Here is a 17,886-nt window from a genome sequence, read left to right on the forward strand (position 1 = left end):
AAAATCCCCACCCCACTGGCACGTCACACGTTCGAGGCGAAATCACATCAGTGTTCGCTGTGCTCGGTCAATGAGTTCTTTCGCCGATGGCGTGGCCGGAGAATGAACATCTCGGAAACGCCGAATGCCGCGGCCGCCGCGGTTCACGGGGCGTCGGTGCAGCCTAGGAGCTGATCGCGTCCAGGACGCGAGTGAGGCCGAAGTCCCAGGCGTCGTCGACGTCGCCGCCGAGGCGGAACGCTCCCGCGAGCTCCATGCCGATGAAGCCGTTCGCCCAGGCGACGAGGGTGCGCGCGGCCGGGAGCGCGGACCGGGGGCCGGACAGTTCGGTGACCAGGCGCATCAGCGTGGCCGCGGACCGCTGGGCGCGCAGGGCCGCGCCCTCGGGTGCCGCCGGTCCGTTGAGGAGGGCGTAGGTGACCGGGTTGGCGTGCGCGAAGGCGCGGTAGGCGTTCATCGCGGCCCGCAGGTCGGCCGCGGGGTGGCCGGAGCCGACCACCCCGTCGATCGCCGCGGTCAGTTCGTCGGTGACGTCCTCCAGGATCAGCCGCAGCAGGTCGGAGCGGCCGCGTACCCGCTTGTACAGCGACGGCGTGCGCACCCCGACCGCGTCGGCGACGTCGCGCATGGTCAGCGCCTCCGTCCCGCGCTCTTCGAGCAGGCGGCGGCCGGCCGCGACGACGGCGGCGTTCGAGGTCTGGGCGTGGGCGGGCATCCGGCGCCTCCTGGTTCGTCACCGACCGCCCCGGGGCGATCGGTTCGCGTGGCCTCACGTGGATCCACGTGGGGCGGACGACTTCAAGGCTAATCAGTGTAGCCATCCGAAGGCTAATCGATGTAGCCTTGAACTCGCCGGCCCCGCAGGGCAGGCAGCTCCCCACCCACGCCCGCCCAGGAGGCACCCCGTGAAGATCGCCGAGAACCTGCACCGCATCGGCTCCGACATCGTCAACAGCTACCTGGTCGTCGACGCCGACGGCGTGACGGTCATCGACGCGGGCCTGCCCCGCTACTGGCGGCTGCTGGAGGCCGAACTGGCCGGCATCGGGCGGAGCCTGGACGACGTCCGCGCGCTGATCCTCACCCACGGGGACACCGACCACATCGGGTTTGCCGCCCGGCTGTCCCGGGAGAAGGGCATACCGGCCTACCTGCACCCGGCCGACGACGCGCGGGCCCGCCTGGAGGTGAAGAAGCCCAGCAGCGGCTGGGGTCCGGTGAAGGCAGGCCCGATCGCCGGCTTCCTGTGGTACTCGGCCCGCGAGGGCGGGCTGCGCATCAAGCCGGCCGGCGAGCTGCGCCCGGTCGAGGACGGGCAGGTGCTCGACGTGCCCGGCAGGCCGCGGATCATCCACGTGCCCGGCCACACGCCCGGCAGCGTGGCGGTGCACGTCCCGGCGGTCGACGCGCTCTTCCTCGGCGACGCGATGACCACGCGCAACGTCCTGACGGGCGCGACCGGCCCCAAGCCCGCGCCCTTCACCCTGGAGCCCGGGCAGGCGCTGGCCTCCCTCGACCGCCTGGACGACGCGGACGCGACGTGGGTCCTACCCGGCCACGGCCCCGCGTGGGACGGCGGCGCCCCCGAGGCGCTGCGCCTCATCCGCGAGGCCGCCGCCGAATGACCGCGGCACCCACAACACCCGCGGCGCCGTACGCGTCCTCGCCGCCCGCGCCCGCACACCACAACGCCGAACGGCGCCCCCCGGGAACCAGGAGGCGCCGTCCGGCGCATGGGATGAGTGGAGGTCCTGACCACTTAGACATCGTTTCTTATGGTCGGCCCCACCCCCTTCCAGGCGGGGATACTGCTTTCAGTGCTGTTGACATGGATCGCTGAGGTGGCCGAAGAGCCGCTTGCATTGGAGCCGGGTAACCGGCGGGTGGAGTGGGAGACGAACACCTGGTCGCTGGGTGCAGGTGACGAGGACGGGCGGCCGTTGTCCGCTGCCGAGGTGGTCGCTGCCTTCGAACAGACTGCTGCCGGCATCCGGGAACGCATTCGCGAGCTGGGCTTCTCCGGAGTGGCGACGTTCTATGTGTGGCACGACGGGCAGGCCGGGCAGCTCCGGTGCTCGACCGGCTCCGTTCCTCCGGAGGAGTTGCCGTTCGACGGCACCTACAGGGTTGCCGACCAACTTGGTCCGATCGTGGAGGGTTTCCTGGCCGACAACATGCCAGGGGTCGTCGCCTGGCCGGAGCTGGACGAGGCGGACGGCCACTTGGAGCAGGTCATGACGGAGCCTGAGATCGCGCCCTTGCGTGTCTGCACCAGCAGCGTTGGAACCTCACACTGAATGCCCTTGCGCATCTAGGCGGGCGAGTCGGCGGTGGCCGATGAGGATTGCGGCTATGCCGACGAAGGCGAGGAAGTGCTCGGCCTTGCGTTCGTAGCGGCGGTGGAGCCGTCGGCAGCCGGCCAGCCAGGAGACGGTTCTCTCCACGACCCAGCGGTGTCGGCCCAGCCGTTGTGAGGACTCGATGCCTTTGCGGGCGATGCGGGGGCGGATGCCGCGCTCGCGGAGCCATCGGCGCAGGTGGTCGTAGTCGTAGCCCTTGTCGGCGTGCAGTTTCGCCGGCTTCCGTCGCCGGGGCCCGCAGCGGGAGCGGATGGGCGTGATGCCTCGCACGAGCGGCTCCAGGCCCTGGCTGTCGTGCATGTTCGCGCCGGAAATCCCCAGGGACAGGGGCAGCCCGTTCCGGTCGGTGATCAGGTGGATCTTCGATCCGAGTTTGCCGCGGTCGGTCGGATTCGGTCCCGTCAAAGGCCCCCTTTTGTCGCCCGCAGACTGACCGAGTCGATAGCGCACCGCGACCAGTCCAACTCGCCCCGCGCCCCGAGCTCGTCGAGGATCACGCGATACAACCGCGCCCAGACCCGCTCCCGGCTCCACTGGGCGAACCGCCGGTAGACCGTCTGCCAGGCCGGCCCGAACACCGGCGGCAACTGCCGCCACGTGCAGCCCGACGTCGCCACGAAGATGATCGCAGCCAGAGCCTCGCGGTCACCAGCCCGGCGTCGGCCGCCGCCCTGCGGACGTATCACCTCAGTCGGTGGCACCACCCGCCGGAACAACACCCACAACTCGTCCGGCACCAACCGCTCAACCAGATCCGTCATGCACGGAACAACGAACGATCGCGCCATAAGAAACGAAGTCTTACTCGAACCTGTCCGACCAGGTCAGAGAGTTGCGCGCGGCGCTGACGCGGTTGTCGGGGTCGGAGGCGCCAGCGGACGAGTCGGAGCTTGGTGATCAGCCCTACCGCTGACAAAGCGCCGACCATGGCCGACCGCAGCAACCAGCTTTGAAGGGCCGCGCGGCTTCACATGCGTACGCATCCGCTCGCGGAGCCGTTGTCTATGAAGCCCTAGTGACCTCACCAGCGATCAACCGATCTGGCGAAGTCGTTCTCTTGACCGGTAGCTTTTGAGCCACCGGTCACGGCGGTGATGCCGACTGAGAGGTTGGGGGGCCTTGATGGATCCACAGGTAACCACCCTTGCGGGTACTGCTGGTACGACTATCGTCACGCTCATGGCCACGGATGCCTGGCAGCGCACGCGAGATGGAGTCGTTGCCATCTGGCGCGGTGTGCACCCAGAGCGGGCTGAGTCTGTGGCTGATGAACTTGCCCAGACTCGTGAGGAACTGCTGGCCGCACGGAGCAGCGACGATCAGCAGACAGAGATCGAGCTTCAGGTGGAGTGGCGCGGGCGGATTCGCCGGCTACTGCTCGCTGATCCCAACTCCGCCGAAGAGCTGCGGGCGCTGCTGAACGACGTGTCACGTCAGCATTCGGCGGGCAGCAACCCTGTACATATGGAGGCCCACGCAACAGGACATAGCCGGGTCTATCAGGCCGCTCGCGACCAACACATCCAAGAGTCATGAGTAACTCTCAAAGCCGCATGACGATTGGCGCACAAGCATCCGGTCAAGCAAGAGTATACCAGGCAGGTCGCGACCTCTATGTCAATGACGGCGGCGACCCCGTTGTTCCGCCAACCGTCATTCCCCTGAGCCGAGCGGGACTTGCAATCGGTGAGTTCGTCGGCCGTGATGCCGAGATCGAGAACATCCTCTTCCACCTCCGAACGGCAGAAGGAGGCACTAGCGACCGCACTGTTCTAGTGCTATCAGGACTTGGTGGCATCGGAAAGACCGAGCTGGCCACACGGGCCGCCTTCCTTGCAATTCACCAAAAGCTTTTCCCTGGCGGCGCCGTTTCTGTCAACCTACGCGGATACGACACACCATCCGATCTCTCTGTGTACCCACATCAACTCTAATCGCCAGTTCTCAAGGCCCTGGGAGTCGACGCAATCGACCCGACACCCGAAAATCTTGCTCCGCAATTTCATGCCGAATTGGAAAAGCGAGCAAGGGCCAAACTGCCCGTTTTAATCCTCCTGGATAACGTCCGCAATCCGGAGCAAGTTCTTCCTCTCATCCCAAACGCCCCTGCACATAGGGTCATCATCACATCTCGGAATTCTATTGCCCCACTAATCCCCGGGGCGACTAATGTGCGACTAGACGTGCTTTCACCCGAAGAAGCAGCAGTCCTCATTAGCGCCAAAGCGAGACGGAAACTTCCTTCCGAGTCCGCTGTCGAACTAGCAAATCTGTGCGGTCGTCTACCTCTGGCCTTGAGCATTGTTGGGGCAATTTTGGCCTCCGATCCAGACCTGAGCGCATCAGAACTTGCGGGTGAGCTTACACAAGAAGAGCAGCGACTGGCGGGACTGGAACATGAAGAAGTTGCCGTACGTGCAGCTTTCGAGCGATCCTACGTGCGACTGAGTGAATTCCATGCTGCAGCATTCAGATCGGCGGCGCTTAACCCGAGCGCTGACTTGTCAGCGGAATCAGCTGCCCTACTGCTCAACACAGATCACCTAAAGGCGAAGCGGGCTCTGAGGTACCTGCTCAACTGCCATTTGTTGGAGAGAAGTGAATTCCCGGGGCGGTGGAGAATGCATGACTTGGTACGCTTGTACGCGGCCGAGCTGTCGCGGATTGTCGATACCAAGGAATCTCGCGACGCTGCTCAAACGAGACTCGTATCCCGCCTCGAACATCGAGCCGCCTGTGCCGCCGAATGGATCAACAGTCACCCACGAGATCAACTGACCGACGGTTTTGAAAATCGGACCGGAGCCATGGAATGGCTTACTGCCGAAGCGTCAAACCTGGTCGCCAGCGTTGCAGTATCCGCAGAGCTGGGAAAGTACGACACGAGCGCAGACTTGGCAGCGTCGGTTGCGTCATATCTCAACAACGTTGCGGATTTTCCCTCCTCTCTGTCTGTATTGTTCACCGCAATGGAGGCTGCGAAAAAATCCAACGATTTGTCGCGCCTATGCGGTGTCTACAACAATCTCGGCATTGCATACAACTCGATGAGGAAGTATCGCCACGCAGTGCGCTGGTTCAATAAATCGGTTGCTCTTGCGCACTCCCTGAAAGATCACGATCAGGAGGCGCGAGCGCTTATCAATCTGAGTGGCGCACTTAGGGACCTGATCGGCGTTGAGGCCAGTATGGAGCCTTTGACTAGAGCCATGAGAATCAGGGGAGACTACGGGGAAGAAGGAGGTTTTGCTCTGACCAACCTCGGGATCTCTCTCCGTGAGGCGGGAAGGTTCCAGGAGGCTGAGGGAGTATTGCGGCGGGCCCTAACCGTCCATGCTCGCAATGGAGCGAAAAAGGCAGAGGCATCGACTCTGGCTCAGCTCGGAACAACGCTGATGCAGAGGGCGGAACAAGAGCACTCCACTCCCCACCTCCGAGAAGGCGCGAGGTATCTCAATGCGGCAATCGCAGCATACCGAGAAGTAAGAGATAGCCAGGGTGAAGCGATGTGTTACTTGAATCTAGGAAACGCAGCAATTTTGGCTTCCGACGTCAAAAAAGCCTTGGAATCCTACCAAGTTTCCTTGCAGATCTTTCGTGGCGTGGGAGACGACCACGGGCAGGGAATCGTACTTACGGCTATTGGGTCAGCCCTGATTTCCACCGGAGAGGTTGAGCGTGGGCATTCCGCGCTAAGAGAGGCTAAGCGGTTTCTTGAGCAGTTTCATGAGCCCGACCGGAAGCGCTTGATAGACCAGTATCTTCATAACTCTGGCACTTAGCTCGGTGGACGCGCGCTCCAGTACAGCGGTGAGTGTTACCCAAAAATCATTGCTCCGTCCCACACCCGTTCGAAGCTCTCCGCGTAGTTGGCCGCGAGCATGCCGTCCTCGGTGGGGCGGACGTGGAGGACGGGGGCCGCGGCTGCGGGTTGGGCGTAGACGTGGGGGTTGATCAGGAGGTCGTCGTCGGCGCGGTAGATGGAGTTGTAGAGCGCCGTGCGGTGGAGGCGGAGGAGGACTCCGGGTTCCGCGGTGAGGGGGCGGAGGAGGGCGAGGGCGTTGCGGATGCGGGCGGGCATCGCGTCGCCGATGCCCTCGGACTCGCCGCGTTCGGCCGCTTCGGGGCTGTCTGGGTCGCCGAGCAGGATGCGTACCGAGACGCCCGCGCGCGCCCGGTCGGCGAGGGTACGCAGGATGCCGGGGTCCTCGACGAGGAACAGCGCGCTGTACGCCAGGATGCCGATTTCCCGCTCGGCGCCGGCGAAGTGGCGCAGCCACGTCTCGCGCGGCACGGCCCAGCGGTGCGGGTAGATCGCCAGCACCTCGCCGCCGGGTGGCAGCCGAGGGCGCAACTGACGCGTGGCGGGCCACAGTTCGTGCTCGTCACGGCCGACGAGGGCGGCGAGCGACGCGCGGTTGCGCGCGTACGGAACGCGGCCCGCGCACCACTGCTCCACGGTCTTGGGGTCGACGCCGAGCTGGGCGGCGACATCGGCGGCGTCGAGGCCGGCGGACATGAGGGCGCGACGGAGCGCGTCGTTCACGCTTCCCCCTTGTTCGGGGTGTGGACGGCTTCAGACTACCCAAGAAGTCCCTAGACGTCCCTCAAGACGCGGTGTCCGCGCCGGAGCGTGGGCCCGACGCTCGTGCCACGGACCCCGGCACCTCGCCCGCACCCTGTGGCGTAGGCGGTAGGCAGTACCCCAGACCGGCCGGGGCAGGAACGTCTCGAACGGAGCGAGCAGCCTTGGCCAGCATGCAGGAACACCCGGCGCAGCAAGCGGCCGTGAGCGCCAGGTCCCCGATTCCCGGCGTCGCGGGAGTCGTACGGTGATGCGCGTTCTTCCCTGGGCCGGCGAGGACGGTCAGCCCGCGTACGTGGACGAGGCGGACGAGGACTCGTACGTCTCACGCCTGGCGGACGGGCTGGAGTCCGTACAGCTCGCGATGGCCGAACGGCTTCTGCGCAACGTCGAGGCGGCGTGGGCCGATCGCCGCCCGGACACGGACCTGACGGGGATGGTCCCCCACCTGTGCCACGCCCTGCGCGACTCGATGCGCATGGCCAGGAGGCTGCGCGAGCGTCTTCTGGGGCCGGGTCCTGTGGATCAGGACTCGTCCGCCAGGGTCTACGCGGCGCTGGCCCGTGAAATCGCCCTCGATCAGGTCGACTTCGCGCCCACGGCGGCCCTGCCCGAGCGCGTCGAGGCGGGGCCGGAGTCCGTCGCCCACCGGTGGCCCGCCGAGCCCGCGTCCGTACCCGCGGCCCGGCGGACGCTGCGGCGCTGCCTGAAGCGGTGGGACATGGCCGATCTCGCGGACACAGCCGAACTCGTCGTGACCGAACTGGCCGCCAACGCCGTACGCCACGCATCAGGCCCCGACGACCGTCTCATCGAGATCCGGTTCGGCCGGCTGCCGGGCGGCCGGCTGCGCATCGAGGTCCACGACACGGACGACACGAAGCCCGAGCGCGACGAGCTGTCGGCCGACGCGGAGTCCGGGCGCGGTCTGCTCCTCGTGGAGGCGCTCACGGGCGGGCGCTGGGGCGTCGGCGAACGTGACGGTGTCGGAAAGCTCGTCTGGGCCGAGTGCGCACCCGCTGACGAGGCGGCCGAGACCGAGCAGACCAACGCGGGTACGGGAGCGTCCCGATGACGAACGCCGAGCGGGAGACGGCGCGTTCGGGCGAGTGGACCATCACCACGACGGACGGGGAGACGGTTCGCGGCTACCTCCCCGACTGGGCTCAGGACGACCCCAGCCGCAGCGGCGTCCGTCCCGACCGGCTCCATCTCGCCTTGGCCGACATCGAGTTGGAGGCCAACCTGCGCGGCCTGATCCTCCCCGTCACATTAGGTCAGGCCCCGGCGGAGGCCACCCCCGTCCTCGCGGTCACCATCGGCTGCAAGCCCTTCGGCGAGAACGACGAGCCCCGCACGCCGACCGCCCGCGTCCAGATCGTCGACGACTTCTGGATCGACGACCTCGGACCGGACGACCTCGCGGACCTCGGACGGCAGTTGCGAACGCTCGGGGACTTCCTCGTCACGACGGCGAAGTCGGTGCTGGAAACTGCCCGCGCCGACTGGGAGCGGCACGGGCCTGCGTCCCGGCCGCACGGGTGACGGCCCGGTGCCCGCACCCCGGCGAGCCGGACGCGTGCTCGGCCGCGCCCGGTTCGCCACCCGCTCCCATGCGCGACGATGGAGGCAAGCGGCGACGCGGGCCGAGGCGAGTCCCGGCCCGCTTCACCGCCACACACCACGAAAGGACGGCACCGGGTGGGTTCGCGCGCGACGCCGTGGGGCGCGTACAGGACGATCACGGACGCCATGCGCCGCCGCATCGCCGAGGGCGAGTTCCCGCCGGGTACGCAGCTCCCCGGCGAAGCCGCGCTCAGGGCCGAGTACGGCGTCGCGCGCAACACACTCCGCCGGGCGCTGGCCGATCTCGAACGCGAGGGCCTGGTCGTCACCGTGCCCGGCCGGGGGCGCCGGATCGCACAGCCCGGGGAGTCCGCCGCCCCGGCGCCCGCCTTCCGGCGGATCTCCGCGGACCTGCGCGCCGCGATCGAGCGCGGCGAACTGGGCCGGGGCGACGTGCTGCCGAGCGAGACCGCGCTGACGCAGCGGTACGGGGTGTCGCGCTGGACCGCGCGGCAGGCCCTCGCCGAGCTGGAGTCCGCCGAACTCATCGAGACACGTCACGGCAAGGGCCGTTTCGTACGGTGACGTCCACCCGGGATAGCCTCGACACCGTGCAATCCGTCCCGTGGTCACAGCAACTCGCCGGCGACCTGCTCGCCGAGGCGCTTCCGCGTCGCTGGGCGCACAGCCAGGGCGTCGGCCGCAAGGCCGAGTCCATCGCCCATCTCGTCGGGGGCGACGCCGAGTTGCTCGTCTGCGCCGCGTGGCTCCACGACATCGGCTACGCGCCGAAGCTGGTCGACACCGGACTGCACGCCCTCGACGGCGCCCGCTACCTCCGCGACGTCGAACACGCCGACCCGCGCCTGTGCGCTCTGGTCGCCTACCACTCCTGCGCCCACGTCGAGGCCCGCAACCGCGGCCTCGGGGACCGCCTGGCCGCCGAGTTCGAGCCCGTGGGCGGCCTGCTCGCCGACGCGCTGATCTACTGCGACATGACGACGACCCCGACCGGCGAACCCGTCGACGTCGAACAGCGGCTCTCCGAGATCCTCTCCCGCTACGGCCCCGGAGCCGTCGTCACCGCCTCCATCACCGAGGCGTCGCCGCGCATCCTCGCCGCCGTGCGGCGCGTCGACGAGCTGCTCGTCACGTAGCCGCGCGGCTCGACCGGACGAGCCTGCCCTGTTCGTCGCGGTTCCACTGGCGGCCGGCGCTGTCGAGGAACTCGATCTCCACGGGTTCCGGCTCGACGTAGGAGCGCAGCCAGTCGCGCGGGGCGGGACGGCGGACGGTCTTGCCGGGCGGGACGAGGCCTATGAACTCGGTGCGGGACTCCTCGCCCGCCGGGGCCGGCAGCGGCAGTTCGACCTCGTATATGGGCATGTCGCTGGCGTTGTGGACGTGGAGGGCGAGTTCCCGGGTGCCGTCCGGGCGCAAGTGCGCCTCGACCCACGCGCTGACGCGGGCCGCCTGCGCGCGGTGGGCCTCCTCCTCGCGGTCGGCCTCGCGCCGGTGCTCACGGCGCAGGAGGACGAATCCGGTGCCGAACGCGCCCACCGTGCCGACCGCGTTGAAGACGTTGGCCGCCGAGTCGAGCCAGCCGCTACCCAAGCTGGGGCAGCCCTTCGCCGCGGAGGTAGGCGTCGATGCGGTGGCGCATCGAGCGGTCCATCGTCAGGCCGGCGACCTCGTCGCGCGGCACCCACACCACCTCGCGGGACTCGTCGCTGGGCGTCGGGTCGCCGCTGACGTACCGCGCGGTGAAGACGATCGAGAACTCCTGCCGGACCTCGTCGTTGCTGGTGTAGTGGATGACGTGGCGCGGGTCGGTGTAGATGCCGACGAGACCGGTGATCTGGCAGTGGATCCCGGTCTCTTCGAGGGTCTCGCGGACGCCGGTCCGCACGATGGACTCGCCGACGTCCATGGCGCCGCCGGGCACCGCCCAGTTGCCGTTGTCGCTGCGGCGGATCATCAGGACGCGGCCGGCGTCGTCGGTGACGATGACGTTGGCCGAGGGGACGATGCTGTTGGCCTTGGGCGCGCGGGGGTCGTCGAAGTAGTCGAAGCGGGTGGGCATGCCGTCGTCACTCCAGTTGCCGGGCGCCGTCCCAGACGCGTTCGAAGCTGTCCAGGTAGTTGTTCACCATGCCGCCCCCGGCGACCTTCCGGAGGTGGATAACGGGGGCCTGCGATGCGGTGAACCCGTAGATGTGGGTGTTCACCAACACCTGATCGTCCGCGCGGTAGATCGAGTTGTAGAGGATCGTGTCGTGGAGCCGGAAGTCGATGCCGGTCACGCCGCGCAACGGCCGGTACATCACCAGGGCGTTGCGGATCTTTGCGGCCATGGCGTCGTCCACGCCCTCGTCCGCACCGCGTTGGGCGACAGCGGGACTCTCCGGGTCGCCGAGCAGTATCCGCACGCGCACCCCGGCGTCCGCCTTGGCGCGGAACACCTGGTGCGTACCGGCGTCCTCGGACAGGAACAGCCCGCTGTAGACGAGGACCCCGATCTCCTCCTCCGCGGTCTCGAACAGGCGGCGCCACAGGTCGGAGGGCACCGCCCAGCGATGCGGGTAGACGGTGACGATCTCGCTCTCCGACGCGCCGGCGACCTGGTCGGGGGTGAGCGCGTCGGGCCACAGATAGGTCTCGTCCAGGCCGAGTTGCGCCGCGACGGCGTACCGGTGCCGCCGGTACGGGGTGCGTCCGGTCGTCACCCAGCGCTCGACGGTCTTCGGGTCGACATCGATCGCGGTGGCCAACTCGTCGAGCGTGAGCCCGCGTTCGAGCAACGCGGCACGCAGGCGCTCATTAGGCATTCATCGACCTCAAGACGTCACGAGACGGCTCCACAATAGGCGGGACGTCTCGCACACGTCCAGTCATGTAGTGATGACGTACCGCGTTGCGACGGCACTCTCGGTGATGTCGGCGCGGACCCGCGCCGACCCCCGTTGAGTCCCGTTGAGTCCCGCTGAGTCGCAGCACTCGATCCCCGCCTTGACAGTACGTCAGTCGCTGGCCACCGTGGACGTGAACATGTTGGACATGTTCATATACCGCGTTCGAGTGGTGCGGCTCCCCGAGAGAGGAGTCGTCCCCGTGAACGTCATCCCCGACCCCGAAGAGGACCCGCGATGCCTGTGCGGAGCCCTGCTCACCGCGCCGGAGCGCCGCGGCCGGCGGAACGCCGGGCTGTGCCGCAAGTGCCGCGCCCGCGCCCATTGGCAGCGGCGCGAGCAGGCGCGGCGCCGCGTGACCGCCGGCCGCGTGTCTTCGACCGCCGCAGCGCGCGGGAAGCGGAGGGCCTGACCATGCAGGTCTCCGTCTCGGCCGCCGTACTGCTCGGCGTCCTCGTCTGGCTGCTGTGGAGGTACGCCAACCTCCGCGCCTGGCACGTGGCCCTGTGCGTGTTCTTCGGCTTCTGCCTCACGTCCACGACGTCCGGACCGCACATCGCCGACGCGTTGCAGGCGGCGGCCCGGCTCGTCTCCACGCTCCACCTGTAGCGCTCGGATGCTCCGCACCGGCCCGCTCATCGACGTTTTGCCCCGACCGAAAGGAGGCGGAACCCACCCCATGACCGACACCGCACCCCGACCGACCCTCGACAAGGAGGCCGTGTCCCACCACCTCGCCACCGCCGTACGCCGCCGCACGCCCACCGCACTGTGGACCGCGCTCATGGACATCCCCGTCCTGCTCGCCGAGCACGGACGCCTCTCGTCCCTCCTCACCGAAGCACGCCGCGACGCCGCGAACCTGCTCGCCGCCGCGCGCGCCACGCTCCACGCGCAGCGCGGCGAGCCCGACCCGCTGTCGTACCTCCGCGACGAGGTGGCGGCGCACGCCCCGACCGGCCCGTACGCCGCCGCCCCGACCGACCCGACCGACGAGGAGCGCCGATGAGGGCGTACGGCCGCAGGGCCCGCCGCTCGCGCAACGCGCAGCCGTTGATGATCGTCGCCGACGGGTCGCCGCTCGTCGACGCGCTCGCGGGGCTCGTTCGTCTCGCCTTCCGGTACCGCTCGGAACTCGCGCCGCTGACGACCGCCCTCGGACTCGAAATCGCCGCGGTGTGGCTCCACGCCGCGCACCCGGCGTGGTGGCGGTACGCGCCCGTCGCCGTCCTGGCCGTGCTGGTGACCGTGGTCAGGCGCCTGGACCGCGCGGAAGAGCGGTGGTACGCCGCGGTCCTGGCCGTAGGGGCCGGCGCATGGCTCGCCGCCGCGGCGCGGTCCGGGCCGACACGTCCGCCGCTGCCCACCCTGCTCGCCGTGACGACCGCGGCCGGCGCCGTCCCGTGGTGGACCCACCGACGCCGCAGGGTGCGGGTGCGGGTCGACCGCACCATCCGCGCGTGGCCCGGCGTCGCCGAGGCCGTGGGGCTCGCCGGCTCGCACGTCCTGTCCGCCGTCGTCGACCTGTGGGGATGGCGTGCCCGCATGACCCTGCGCCCGGGACAGACCGTCGCCGATGTCGTCGCCCATGTGCCCGCCATCGAATCCGGGCTCGGCACACGCCCCGGCGCCGTACGCGTCGAGGCGGACCCCGCGCACGCCGGGCGGTTCCTCCTGCGCGTGCTCGCCGAGGACCCGCACGCTTCCGCGATCCCCTGGCCCGGCGCGTCGGCCCCGTCCATCGGCGCGCCCCTCGATCTCGGCGTGTACGAGGACGCCGGCTCGGTACGGGTGACGTTCCTGCGCCGTCATGCCCTGGTCGGCGGCATCGCCGGATCGGGCAAGAGCGGCCTGCTCAACGTGATCGTCGGCAACCTCGTCGCCTGCCCGGACGTCGTGCTGTGGGGCGTCGACCTCAAGGGCGGCATGGAGCTGGGACCGTGGGCGTCCTGCCTCGACCGCCTGGCCACGACGCCCGCGGAGGCCGCCGCGCTGCTCCACGACGCCGTGCGCGTCGTCGAGGCCCGCGCCCGTGCGATGAGCGAGCGCAACGCCCGCCTGTGGGAGCCCACCCGGCATGCGCCGGCCCTGGTGATCGTCATCGACGAGTACGCCGAACTCGCCGAGAACGCGCCCGCAGCCGCCTCGTCCGCCGACTCCGTGGCCCGGCGCGGGCGCGCCGTCGCCGTCACCCTGCTCGCCGCCACGCAGCGACCGACCCAGCAGGCCATGGGCAAGGGCGCCGTGCGCTCACAGATGGACATCCGCATCTGCCTGCGGGTGCGCGAGCGCAAGGACACCGACCTCGTCCTCGGACAGGGCGCGTCCGCCGCGGGCTGGCACGCGCACACCCTCGACGCTCCCGGCAAGTTCCTCGTCTCCGCCGAAGGACTCGACCGGCCGCGCCGCGCCCGCGCCTACCTCATCACCGACGACGACGTACGCGCCACGGTCCTGCGCCACGCGCCCGGCCGCCCGCCGCTCGACGCGCTGTCGGCCGCCGCGCTCCCCGGCGACGCCGACTGCGCCCCGGAGCCCGCGGCGGAACCGGAGGACGTCGTCGACGCCGAACTCGTCGACGCCCCCGACCCCGAACTCGCCCTCTGGGCCGCCCTGCTGGACGCCGCCGACGAGGGCCTGACCGTCCCCGACCTGATGACCACCACCGGAATGGGCCGCACATGGATCTACGACCGGCTCCAAGCCCACGCCCGAGCCGACCGCGCCCACCAGGTGGCGCGCGGCCGATGGCGAGCCGCCGCACCCCACCGCCCGCCGTCCGCATAGCCGTCCTCGTCCGCGCGGACGTCCGCTCCCCCGCGCGCGTCTGCGCGTCGAGGAACGCGGACGGACAACGGACGGACACCCGCGCGGACGCGCCACGGAACCGCGACGTCGAACCGCTCGCACGCCACAACGCCGAACGGCGCCCCCCGGGAACCAGGAGGCGCCGTCCGGCGCATGGGATGAGTGGAGATGGCGGGAATCGAACCCGCGTCCTGTGGTGCGGAACCAGGGCTTCTCCGAGCGCAGTCCGCTGTGCTTTTCTCGGCCCCGGCGGTCACGCGGACAAGCCGCCGACGGGCTCAGCCACTGTGAGGTTTCCCGCCGTGCCCCGTGGCCGGGCTCGGCGGTTGAGTTCCCTAGATGATGCCAGGATCCGGGTCGGGAACAGCCCCGGGCTGACACTCCGCGGAGTCTTCGCTAGCTGCTAATCAGGCAGCGAGAGCGAAGGCGGAGGAATCGCGCTTGGAATTGGCGATTATTGGTTTCGGCATATGGTTAACGAGATCATTGCCGCTTCCTCGGCTCGCTTCCCCTGCTTCGACATCCCCAGTCGAAACCGATCATCCCCATGTGGTGTTGTCAAACTGCTCCCGCCGGTGCGGGCGGGCTCACCTCACCATCGTACGGGATCAACGCCGGACCGGGCCAGCGCATTCCCCCCGGCCCGCCCCCGCCGCGCCCCGCGCACACCGCGCACACCGCGCACGCCTGGGCCGCCCCAAGCGCCCCGGGGTCCCGCCGGCTGACGCGCGCTGCCTGCGCCGCGCCGCCGAGATCGCCCGGTCGGTCTCGCGCCGGTCCTGCTTCTCCCGCAGCGTCTGCCGCTTGTCGTACTCCTTCTTGCCCTTCGCGAGCGCGATCTCGACCTTGACCCGGCCGTCCTTGAAGTACAGGGCGAGCGGCACCACGGTGTGCCCGGACTCCTGGGACTTCTGGTCCAGCTTGTCGATCTCCGCCCGGTGCAGCAGCAGCTTGCGCTTGCGCCGCGCGGAGTGGTTGGTCCAGGTGCCCTGGGTGTACTCGGGGATGTGCACGTTGTACAGCCACGCCTCGTGCCCCTCCAGCTGCACGAAGCCGTCGACCAGCGACGCGCGGCCCAGACGCAGGGACTTGACCTCGGTGCCGGTGAGCACCAGGCCCGCCTCGTGCGTGTCGAGGATGTGGTAGTCGTGCCGCGCCTTCTTGTTCTGCGCGATCATCTTGCGACCGGTCTCTTTAGCCATAGCCGGCCCATTGTCCCACTACGAGGGGGCTCCCAGGCCAGCGAATACCTCGCGGCTGAAGGCGACCGGGTCCTGCCCGGCCGGCACGTCCACGTCGGGCGCGATGCCCTTGCCCTCGACGGTGCGGCCGTCGGGCAGCCGGTAGTGGCCCACGGTCAGCTCGGCGACCGATCCGTCCGGCAGCGCGCTGGGCATCTGCACCGAGCCCTTGCCGAAGGTGCGCGAGCCGATGACCACCGCCCGGCCGCGGTCCTGCAGCGCCCCGGCCAGCATCTCGGCCGCGCTCATCGTGCCGCCGTCGACCAGCACCACCAGCGGGACCCGGGTGTCGCCGCCGGGCGCGGCGTACAGGGCCTGCTGGGTGCCGTGCACGTCGTAGGTGGCGACCAGGCCGCCGTCGAGGAAGGCGGAGGCGGTCGCCACGGCCTCGGTGACCAGGCCGCCGGAGTTGCCGCGCAGGTCCAGCAGCACGCCGCGGGGCGCGTCCCGCACGGCCGCGGCGACCTGCTTGCCGACGCCGGCGCTGAAGGCGTCGACGGCGATCACGGTCGGGCCGCCCGCGGGCCGGGTCACCGTCACCGCCTCGGTGGCCAGCGTGGCCCGGCGCACGGTCACCGACCAGCTGCGGCCGGCCCGCTGCACGCCGAGGGTGACGAGGCTGCCCGGCACGTTGTCGCCGCGCAGGTCGGCGACGACCTCGGTGACGGCCAGGCCGGTACATCGGGCGCCGCCGATCGACGCGAGCACGTCGCCGACCCGCAGGCCCGCGCGGTCGGCCGGGCTGCCGCCCTGGACGCGGGCGATCTCGATCCGCCCGCCGTCGATCCGCCGCACCCACAGGCCGACGCCGACGTAGCGGCCGTTCAGCGCCTGCTGCAGTCCCGCGTACTCCTGCGCGGTGTAGAACGAGGACCAGCGGTCGCCGCTGCGGCTGACGAGCTTCTGCACGGTCTGCGCGCCGACCTGGCCGCTCTGGATCTCCGCGGCGATGCGGCCGGTGTCCAGCGGCGGCCGGTCGCCGTCCGCGCCGTCGTCGCCGGCCGGCCCGACGCCCGTACTGTCCGTGCCGTCGCCGCCCTGGCCGCCGGTTCCGCCGGCGGCGAGGGAGCCGTACGCGGAGGCGGCGCGTGAGCCGTACGGGCCGGCCGCGCCCTTGTCCGTACGGCCCTGGTCGGCGACGGTCGCGGCGCTCTCGGCGGCGATCCGGGTTCCGGGGCGGCGCTGGGCCGGATCGGTGAGGCTGCCGGCCGCGGCCCCGGTCGCGAGCATGGTGCCGAACACCAACGTCAAGGTGGCCCCGCGGCGCAAGCGGCGGGGCGTCCCGAACAACCACGGGCCCGACATGGCCGGCAGTCTAGGCCAGAACGGGCCGCCGGACGGGGCGTTGCCGCTACCCCGTGCGGCGGCCGCGCGCAACCGCGGGGCTCCTGCCTGCGGCGACGGGCGCGCGGTGCGGCGCGGGTCACACGGCCGGGGCCGCGCGGCGGCGGCGCGTCACACCTTCAGGTAGCGGCGCAGTGCGATGAACGCCGCGATCGCCGGCATCACGATGCCGATGCCGAGCACCAGCGGAAGTTCGCGCACGACCGGCCCCCAGCCCAGGAACGACACCAGCGGGATCTTCTCCTGCAGCCGCAGGCCCGAGTCGATCAGGAAGTAGCGTCCGCCGAGCAGCATCACGCAGGCCAGTCCCGCGCCGACGAGTCCGGCGAAGGCGGCCTCCATGATGAACGGCATCTGGATGTAGAAGCTGGACGCGCCGACCAGCCGCATGATCCCGGTCTCGCGGCGGCGGCTGAACGCCGAGACGCGCACCGTGTTGACGATCAGCAGCATCGCGACCGTCAGCATGAACGCGAGCACCACGTACGCGATCTTGGTCATGCCGTTGAGCAGGCTGAAGAGGTTCTGCAGCACGTCTCTCTGGTCGACCACCGACTGCACGCCGGGATGCCCCTGGAAGAGGCTGGCGATGATGGCGAACTTGGTCGGGTCCTTCAGCTTGACCCGGTAGTTCTCCTGCATCTGGTCGGGGGTGATGGTGCTGGCGAGCGAGGAGCTCTTGAACTGCTCCTGGTAGTGCTTGTACGCCTGCTCGGCGCTCTCGTGGTAGACCTTCTCGACGATCGGCTGGGCCTTGAGGTCCTTGAGGATGCTGGCCTTCTGGTCGTCGGTGACGGCGCCGTGCGCGCAGTTGGGGGTGGAGGCGCCGTCGCTCTTGTTGCACATGTAGATGGTGACCTGGACCTTGTCGTACCAGTACCCCTTCATCGCGTCGACCTGCTTGTTGACCAGGAACGCTCCGCCGGTCAGGGCGAGGGACAGGGCGACGGAGATGATGACGGCGAACGTCATCGTCAGGTTGCGGCGGAGGCCGACGCCGATCTCCGACAGGACGAAGTGGGCGCGCATGGGTCAGGTTCCTCTCAGGGGGCGACGGGGACGGACGGCTTCCG

The 17,886-nt window shown here is 69.6% G+C and carries 19 protein-coding genes, 1 other RNA gene and 1 pseudogene; 11 read left to right on the top strand and 10 right to left on the bottom strand.

Features of this window, described 5'->3' with window-relative positions:
- Positions 1-163: 163 nt before the first annotated feature.
- Entirely contained in the window at positions 164-715 is a 552-nt protein-coding gene (locus VSR01_RS13345; protein WP_326449446.1) for a TetR/AcrR family transcriptional regulator, read from the bottom strand.
- A gap of 190 nt (positions 716-905) precedes the next feature.
- Between VSR01_RS13345 and VSR01_RS13350 the strand changes: the two genes are divergently transcribed.
- Complete coding sequence (locus VSR01_RS13350; protein ID WP_326449447.1) at positions 906-1,625, top strand: MBL fold metallo-hydrolase; 720 nt, start codon at positions 906-908, stop codon at positions 1,623-1,625.
- 150 nt (positions 1,626-1,775) lie between these two features.
- A complete protein-coding gene (locus VSR01_RS13355) occupies positions 1,776-2,297 on the top strand; it encodes a hypothetical protein (RefSeq protein ID WP_326449134.1) in 522 nt (173 codons plus the stop codon).
- Here the strand turns inward: VSR01_RS13355 and VSR01_RS13360 are convergent.
- Positions 2,289-3,121, bottom strand: a protein-coding gene (locus VSR01_RS13360) for an IS5 family transposase (RefSeq protein ID WP_442785436.1) whose coding sequence is annotated in 2 segments (ribosomal slippage) — positions 2,289-2,767 and positions 2,767-3,121 — 834 coding nt in all. Because the reading frame shifts where the segments join, the coding sequence is not laid out codon by codon here. The two genes, VSR01_RS13355 and VSR01_RS13360, sit on opposite strands and share 9 nt — an antisense overlap.
- A 418-nt stretch (positions 3,122-3,539) precedes the next feature.
- On the opposite strand from VSR01_RS13360, the gene VSR01_RS13365 reads away from it, so the two are divergent.
- Positions 3,540-3,896, top strand: coding sequence for a hypothetical protein (locus VSR01_RS13365; RefSeq protein ID WP_326449448.1), 357 nt, complete (start codon positions 3,540-3,542; stop codon positions 3,894-3,896).
- Positions 3,897-4,543: 647 nt separating this feature from the next.
- The gene (locus VSR01_RS13370) at positions 4,544-6,142 is read left to right on the top strand and encodes a tetratricopeptide repeat protein (RefSeq protein ID WP_326449449.1); all 1,599 of its coding nucleotides are present in this window, start codon (positions 4,544-4,546) and stop codon (positions 6,140-6,142) included.
- A gap of 35 nt (positions 6,143-6,177) precedes the next feature.
- Here the strand turns inward: VSR01_RS13370 and VSR01_RS13375 are convergent, their stop codons facing one another.
- Positions 6,178-6,906 (bottom strand): XRE family transcriptional regulator, encoded by a 729-nt coding sequence (locus VSR01_RS13375; RefSeq protein ID WP_326449450.1) that lies wholly within the window; start codon positions 6,904-6,906, stop codon positions 6,178-6,180.
- Between the two features lie 289 nt (positions 6,907-7,195).
- Here VSR01_RS13375 and VSR01_RS13380 point away from each other — a divergent pair, with 289 nt between their 5' ends.
- The 4 genes from VSR01_RS13380 (at position 7,196) to VSR01_RS13395 (ending at position 9,668) form a co-directional block, all read left to right on the top strand.
- Positions 7,196-8,020: an ATP-binding protein gene (locus tag VSR01_RS13380; RefSeq protein ID WP_326449451.1), complete on the top strand. Its 825-nt coding sequence runs from the start codon at positions 7,196-7,198 to the stop codon at positions 8,018-8,020.
- Positions 8,017-8,490: a DUF6907 domain-containing protein gene (locus VSR01_RS13385; protein ID WP_326449452.1), complete on the top strand. Its 474-nt coding sequence runs from the start codon at positions 8,017-8,019 to the stop codon at positions 8,488-8,490. The genes VSR01_RS13380 and VSR01_RS13385 overlap by 4 nt, the downstream gene beginning before the upstream one ends.
- A gap of 156 nt (positions 8,491-8,646) precedes the next feature.
- Positions 8,647-9,096, top strand: a complete 450-nt coding sequence (locus tag VSR01_RS13390) for a GntR family transcriptional regulator (protein ID WP_326449453.1) — start codon at positions 8,647-8,649, stop codon at positions 9,094-9,096.
- 26 nt (positions 9,097-9,122) lie between these two features.
- The gene (locus VSR01_RS13395) at positions 9,123-9,668 is read left to right on the top strand and encodes an HD domain-containing protein (RefSeq protein WP_326449454.1); all 546 of its coding nucleotides are present in this window, start codon (positions 9,123-9,125) and stop codon (positions 9,666-9,668) included.
- Here VSR01_RS13395 and VSR01_RS13400 read toward each other — a convergent pair.
- The 3 genes from VSR01_RS13400 to VSR01_RS13410 are packed head-to-tail and all read right to left on the bottom strand — an operon-like array spanning position 9,661 to position 11,339.
- Entirely contained in the window at positions 9,661-10,125 is a 465-nt protein-coding gene (locus VSR01_RS13400) for a hypothetical protein (protein WP_326449455.1), read from the bottom strand. The genes VSR01_RS13395 and VSR01_RS13400 overlap by 8 nt on opposite strands.
- Positions 10,118-10,594: an NUDIX domain-containing protein gene (locus tag VSR01_RS13405; protein WP_326449456.1), complete on the bottom strand. Its 477-nt coding sequence runs from the start codon at positions 10,592-10,594 to the stop codon at positions 10,118-10,120. The genes VSR01_RS13400 and VSR01_RS13405 overlap by 8 nt, the downstream gene beginning before the upstream one ends.
- Before the next feature lie 7 nt (positions 10,595-10,601).
- Positions 10,602-11,339 (bottom strand): XRE family transcriptional regulator, encoded by a 738-nt coding sequence (locus VSR01_RS13410; protein WP_326449457.1) that lies wholly within the window; start codon positions 11,337-11,339, stop codon positions 10,602-10,604.
- A 495-nt stretch (positions 11,340-11,834) separates the two neighbouring features.
- On the opposite strand from VSR01_RS13410, the gene VSR01_RS13415 reads away from it, so the two are divergent.
- The 3 genes from VSR01_RS13415 (at position 11,835) to VSR01_RS13425 (ending at position 14,207) form a co-directional block, all read left to right on the top strand.
- Positions 11,835-12,029: a hypothetical protein gene (locus tag VSR01_RS13415; protein ID WP_326449458.1), complete on the top strand. Its 195-nt coding sequence runs from the start codon at positions 11,835-11,837 to the stop codon at positions 12,027-12,029.
- A 70-nt stretch (positions 12,030-12,099) separates the two neighbouring features.
- Entirely contained in the window at positions 12,100-12,429 is a 330-nt protein-coding gene (locus VSR01_RS13420) for a hypothetical protein (RefSeq protein WP_326449459.1), read from the top strand.
- A complete protein-coding gene (locus VSR01_RS13425) occupies positions 12,426-14,207 on the top strand; it encodes an FtsK/SpoIIIE domain-containing protein (protein WP_326449460.1) in 1,782 nt (593 codons plus the stop codon). Before VSR01_RS13420 ends, VSR01_RS13425 begins: the two co-directional genes overlap by 4 nt.
- Before the next feature lie 181 nt (positions 14,208-14,388).
- On the opposite strand, the gene ssrA is transcribed toward VSR01_RS13425, so the two are convergent.
- From ssrA to ftsX, 4 genes and pseudogenes are all read right to left on the bottom strand, one after another.
- Positions 14,389-14,775: a transfer-messenger RNA gene (gene ssrA / locus VSR01_RS13430) on the bottom strand.
- 178 nt (positions 14,776-14,953) lie between these two features.
- Positions 14,954-15,430: pseudogene (gene smpB / locus VSR01_RS13435) on the bottom strand (SsrA-binding protein SmpB); the annotation flags it as partial.
- A gap of 18 nt (positions 15,431-15,448) precedes the next feature.
- Positions 15,449-16,774, bottom strand: coding sequence for a S41 family peptidase (locus VSR01_RS13440; RefSeq protein WP_326449461.1), 1,326 nt, complete (start codon positions 16,772-16,774; stop codon positions 15,449-15,451).
- A gap of 150 nt (positions 16,775-16,924) precedes the next feature.
- The gene (ftsX, locus tag VSR01_RS13445) at positions 16,925-17,842 is read right to left on the bottom strand and encodes a permease-like cell division protein FtsX (RefSeq protein WP_326449462.1); all 918 of its coding nucleotides are present in this window, start codon (positions 17,840-17,842) and stop codon (positions 16,925-16,927) included.
- Positions 17,843-17,886: the final 44 nt, after the last annotated feature.

The sequence above is a fragment of the Actinacidiphila sp. DG2A-62 genome, from assembly GCF_035825295.1.
GTDB lineage: Bacteria > Actinomycetota > Actinomycetes > Streptomycetales > Streptomycetaceae > Actinacidiphila.

Coding starts and splice junctions, on each gene's coding strand:
- VSR01_RS13345 (WP_326449446.1), bottom strand. CDS start 715: ATGCCCGCCCACGCCCAGACCTCGAACGCCGCCGTCGTCGCGGCCGGC.
- VSR01_RS13355 (WP_326449134.1), top strand. CDS start 1,776: ATGGTCGGCCCCACCCCCTTCCAGGCGGGGATACTGCTTTCAGTGCTG.
- VSR01_RS13365 (WP_326449448.1), top strand. CDS start 3,540: ATGGCCACGGATGCCTGGCAGCGCACGCGAGATGGAGTCGTTGCCATC.
- VSR01_RS13380 (WP_326449451.1), top strand. CDS start 7,196: ATGCGCGTTCTTCCCTGGGCCGGCGAGGACGGTCAGCCCGCGTACGTG.
- VSR01_RS13385 (WP_326449452.1), top strand. CDS start 8,017: ATGACGAACGCCGAGCGGGAGACGGCGCGTTCGGGCGAGTGGACCATC.
- VSR01_RS13405 (WP_326449456.1), bottom strand. CDS start 10,594: ATGCCCACCCGCTTCGACTACTTCGACGACCCCCGCGCGCCCAAGGCC.
- VSR01_RS13410 (WP_326449457.1), bottom strand. CDS start 11,339: ATGCCTAATGAGCGCCTGCGTGCCGCGTTGCTCGAACGCGGGCTCACG.
- VSR01_RS13415 (WP_326449458.1), top strand. CDS start 11,835: ATGCAGGTCTCCGTCTCGGCCGCCGTACTGCTCGGCGTCCTCGTCTGG.
- VSR01_RS13420 (WP_326449459.1), top strand. CDS start 12,100: ATGACCGACACCGCACCCCGACCGACCCTCGACAAGGAGGCCGTGTCC.
- VSR01_RS13425 (WP_326449460.1), top strand. CDS start 12,426: ATGAGGGCGTACGGCCGCAGGGCCCGCCGCTCGCGCAACGCGCAGCCG.
- VSR01_RS13440 (WP_326449461.1), bottom strand. CDS start 16,774: ATGTCGGGCCCGTGGTTGTTCGGGACGCCCCGCCGCTTGCGCCGCGGG.
- ftsX (WP_326449462.1), bottom strand. CDS start 17,842: ATGCGCGCCCACTTCGTCCTGTCGGAGATCGGCGTCGGCCTCCGCCGC.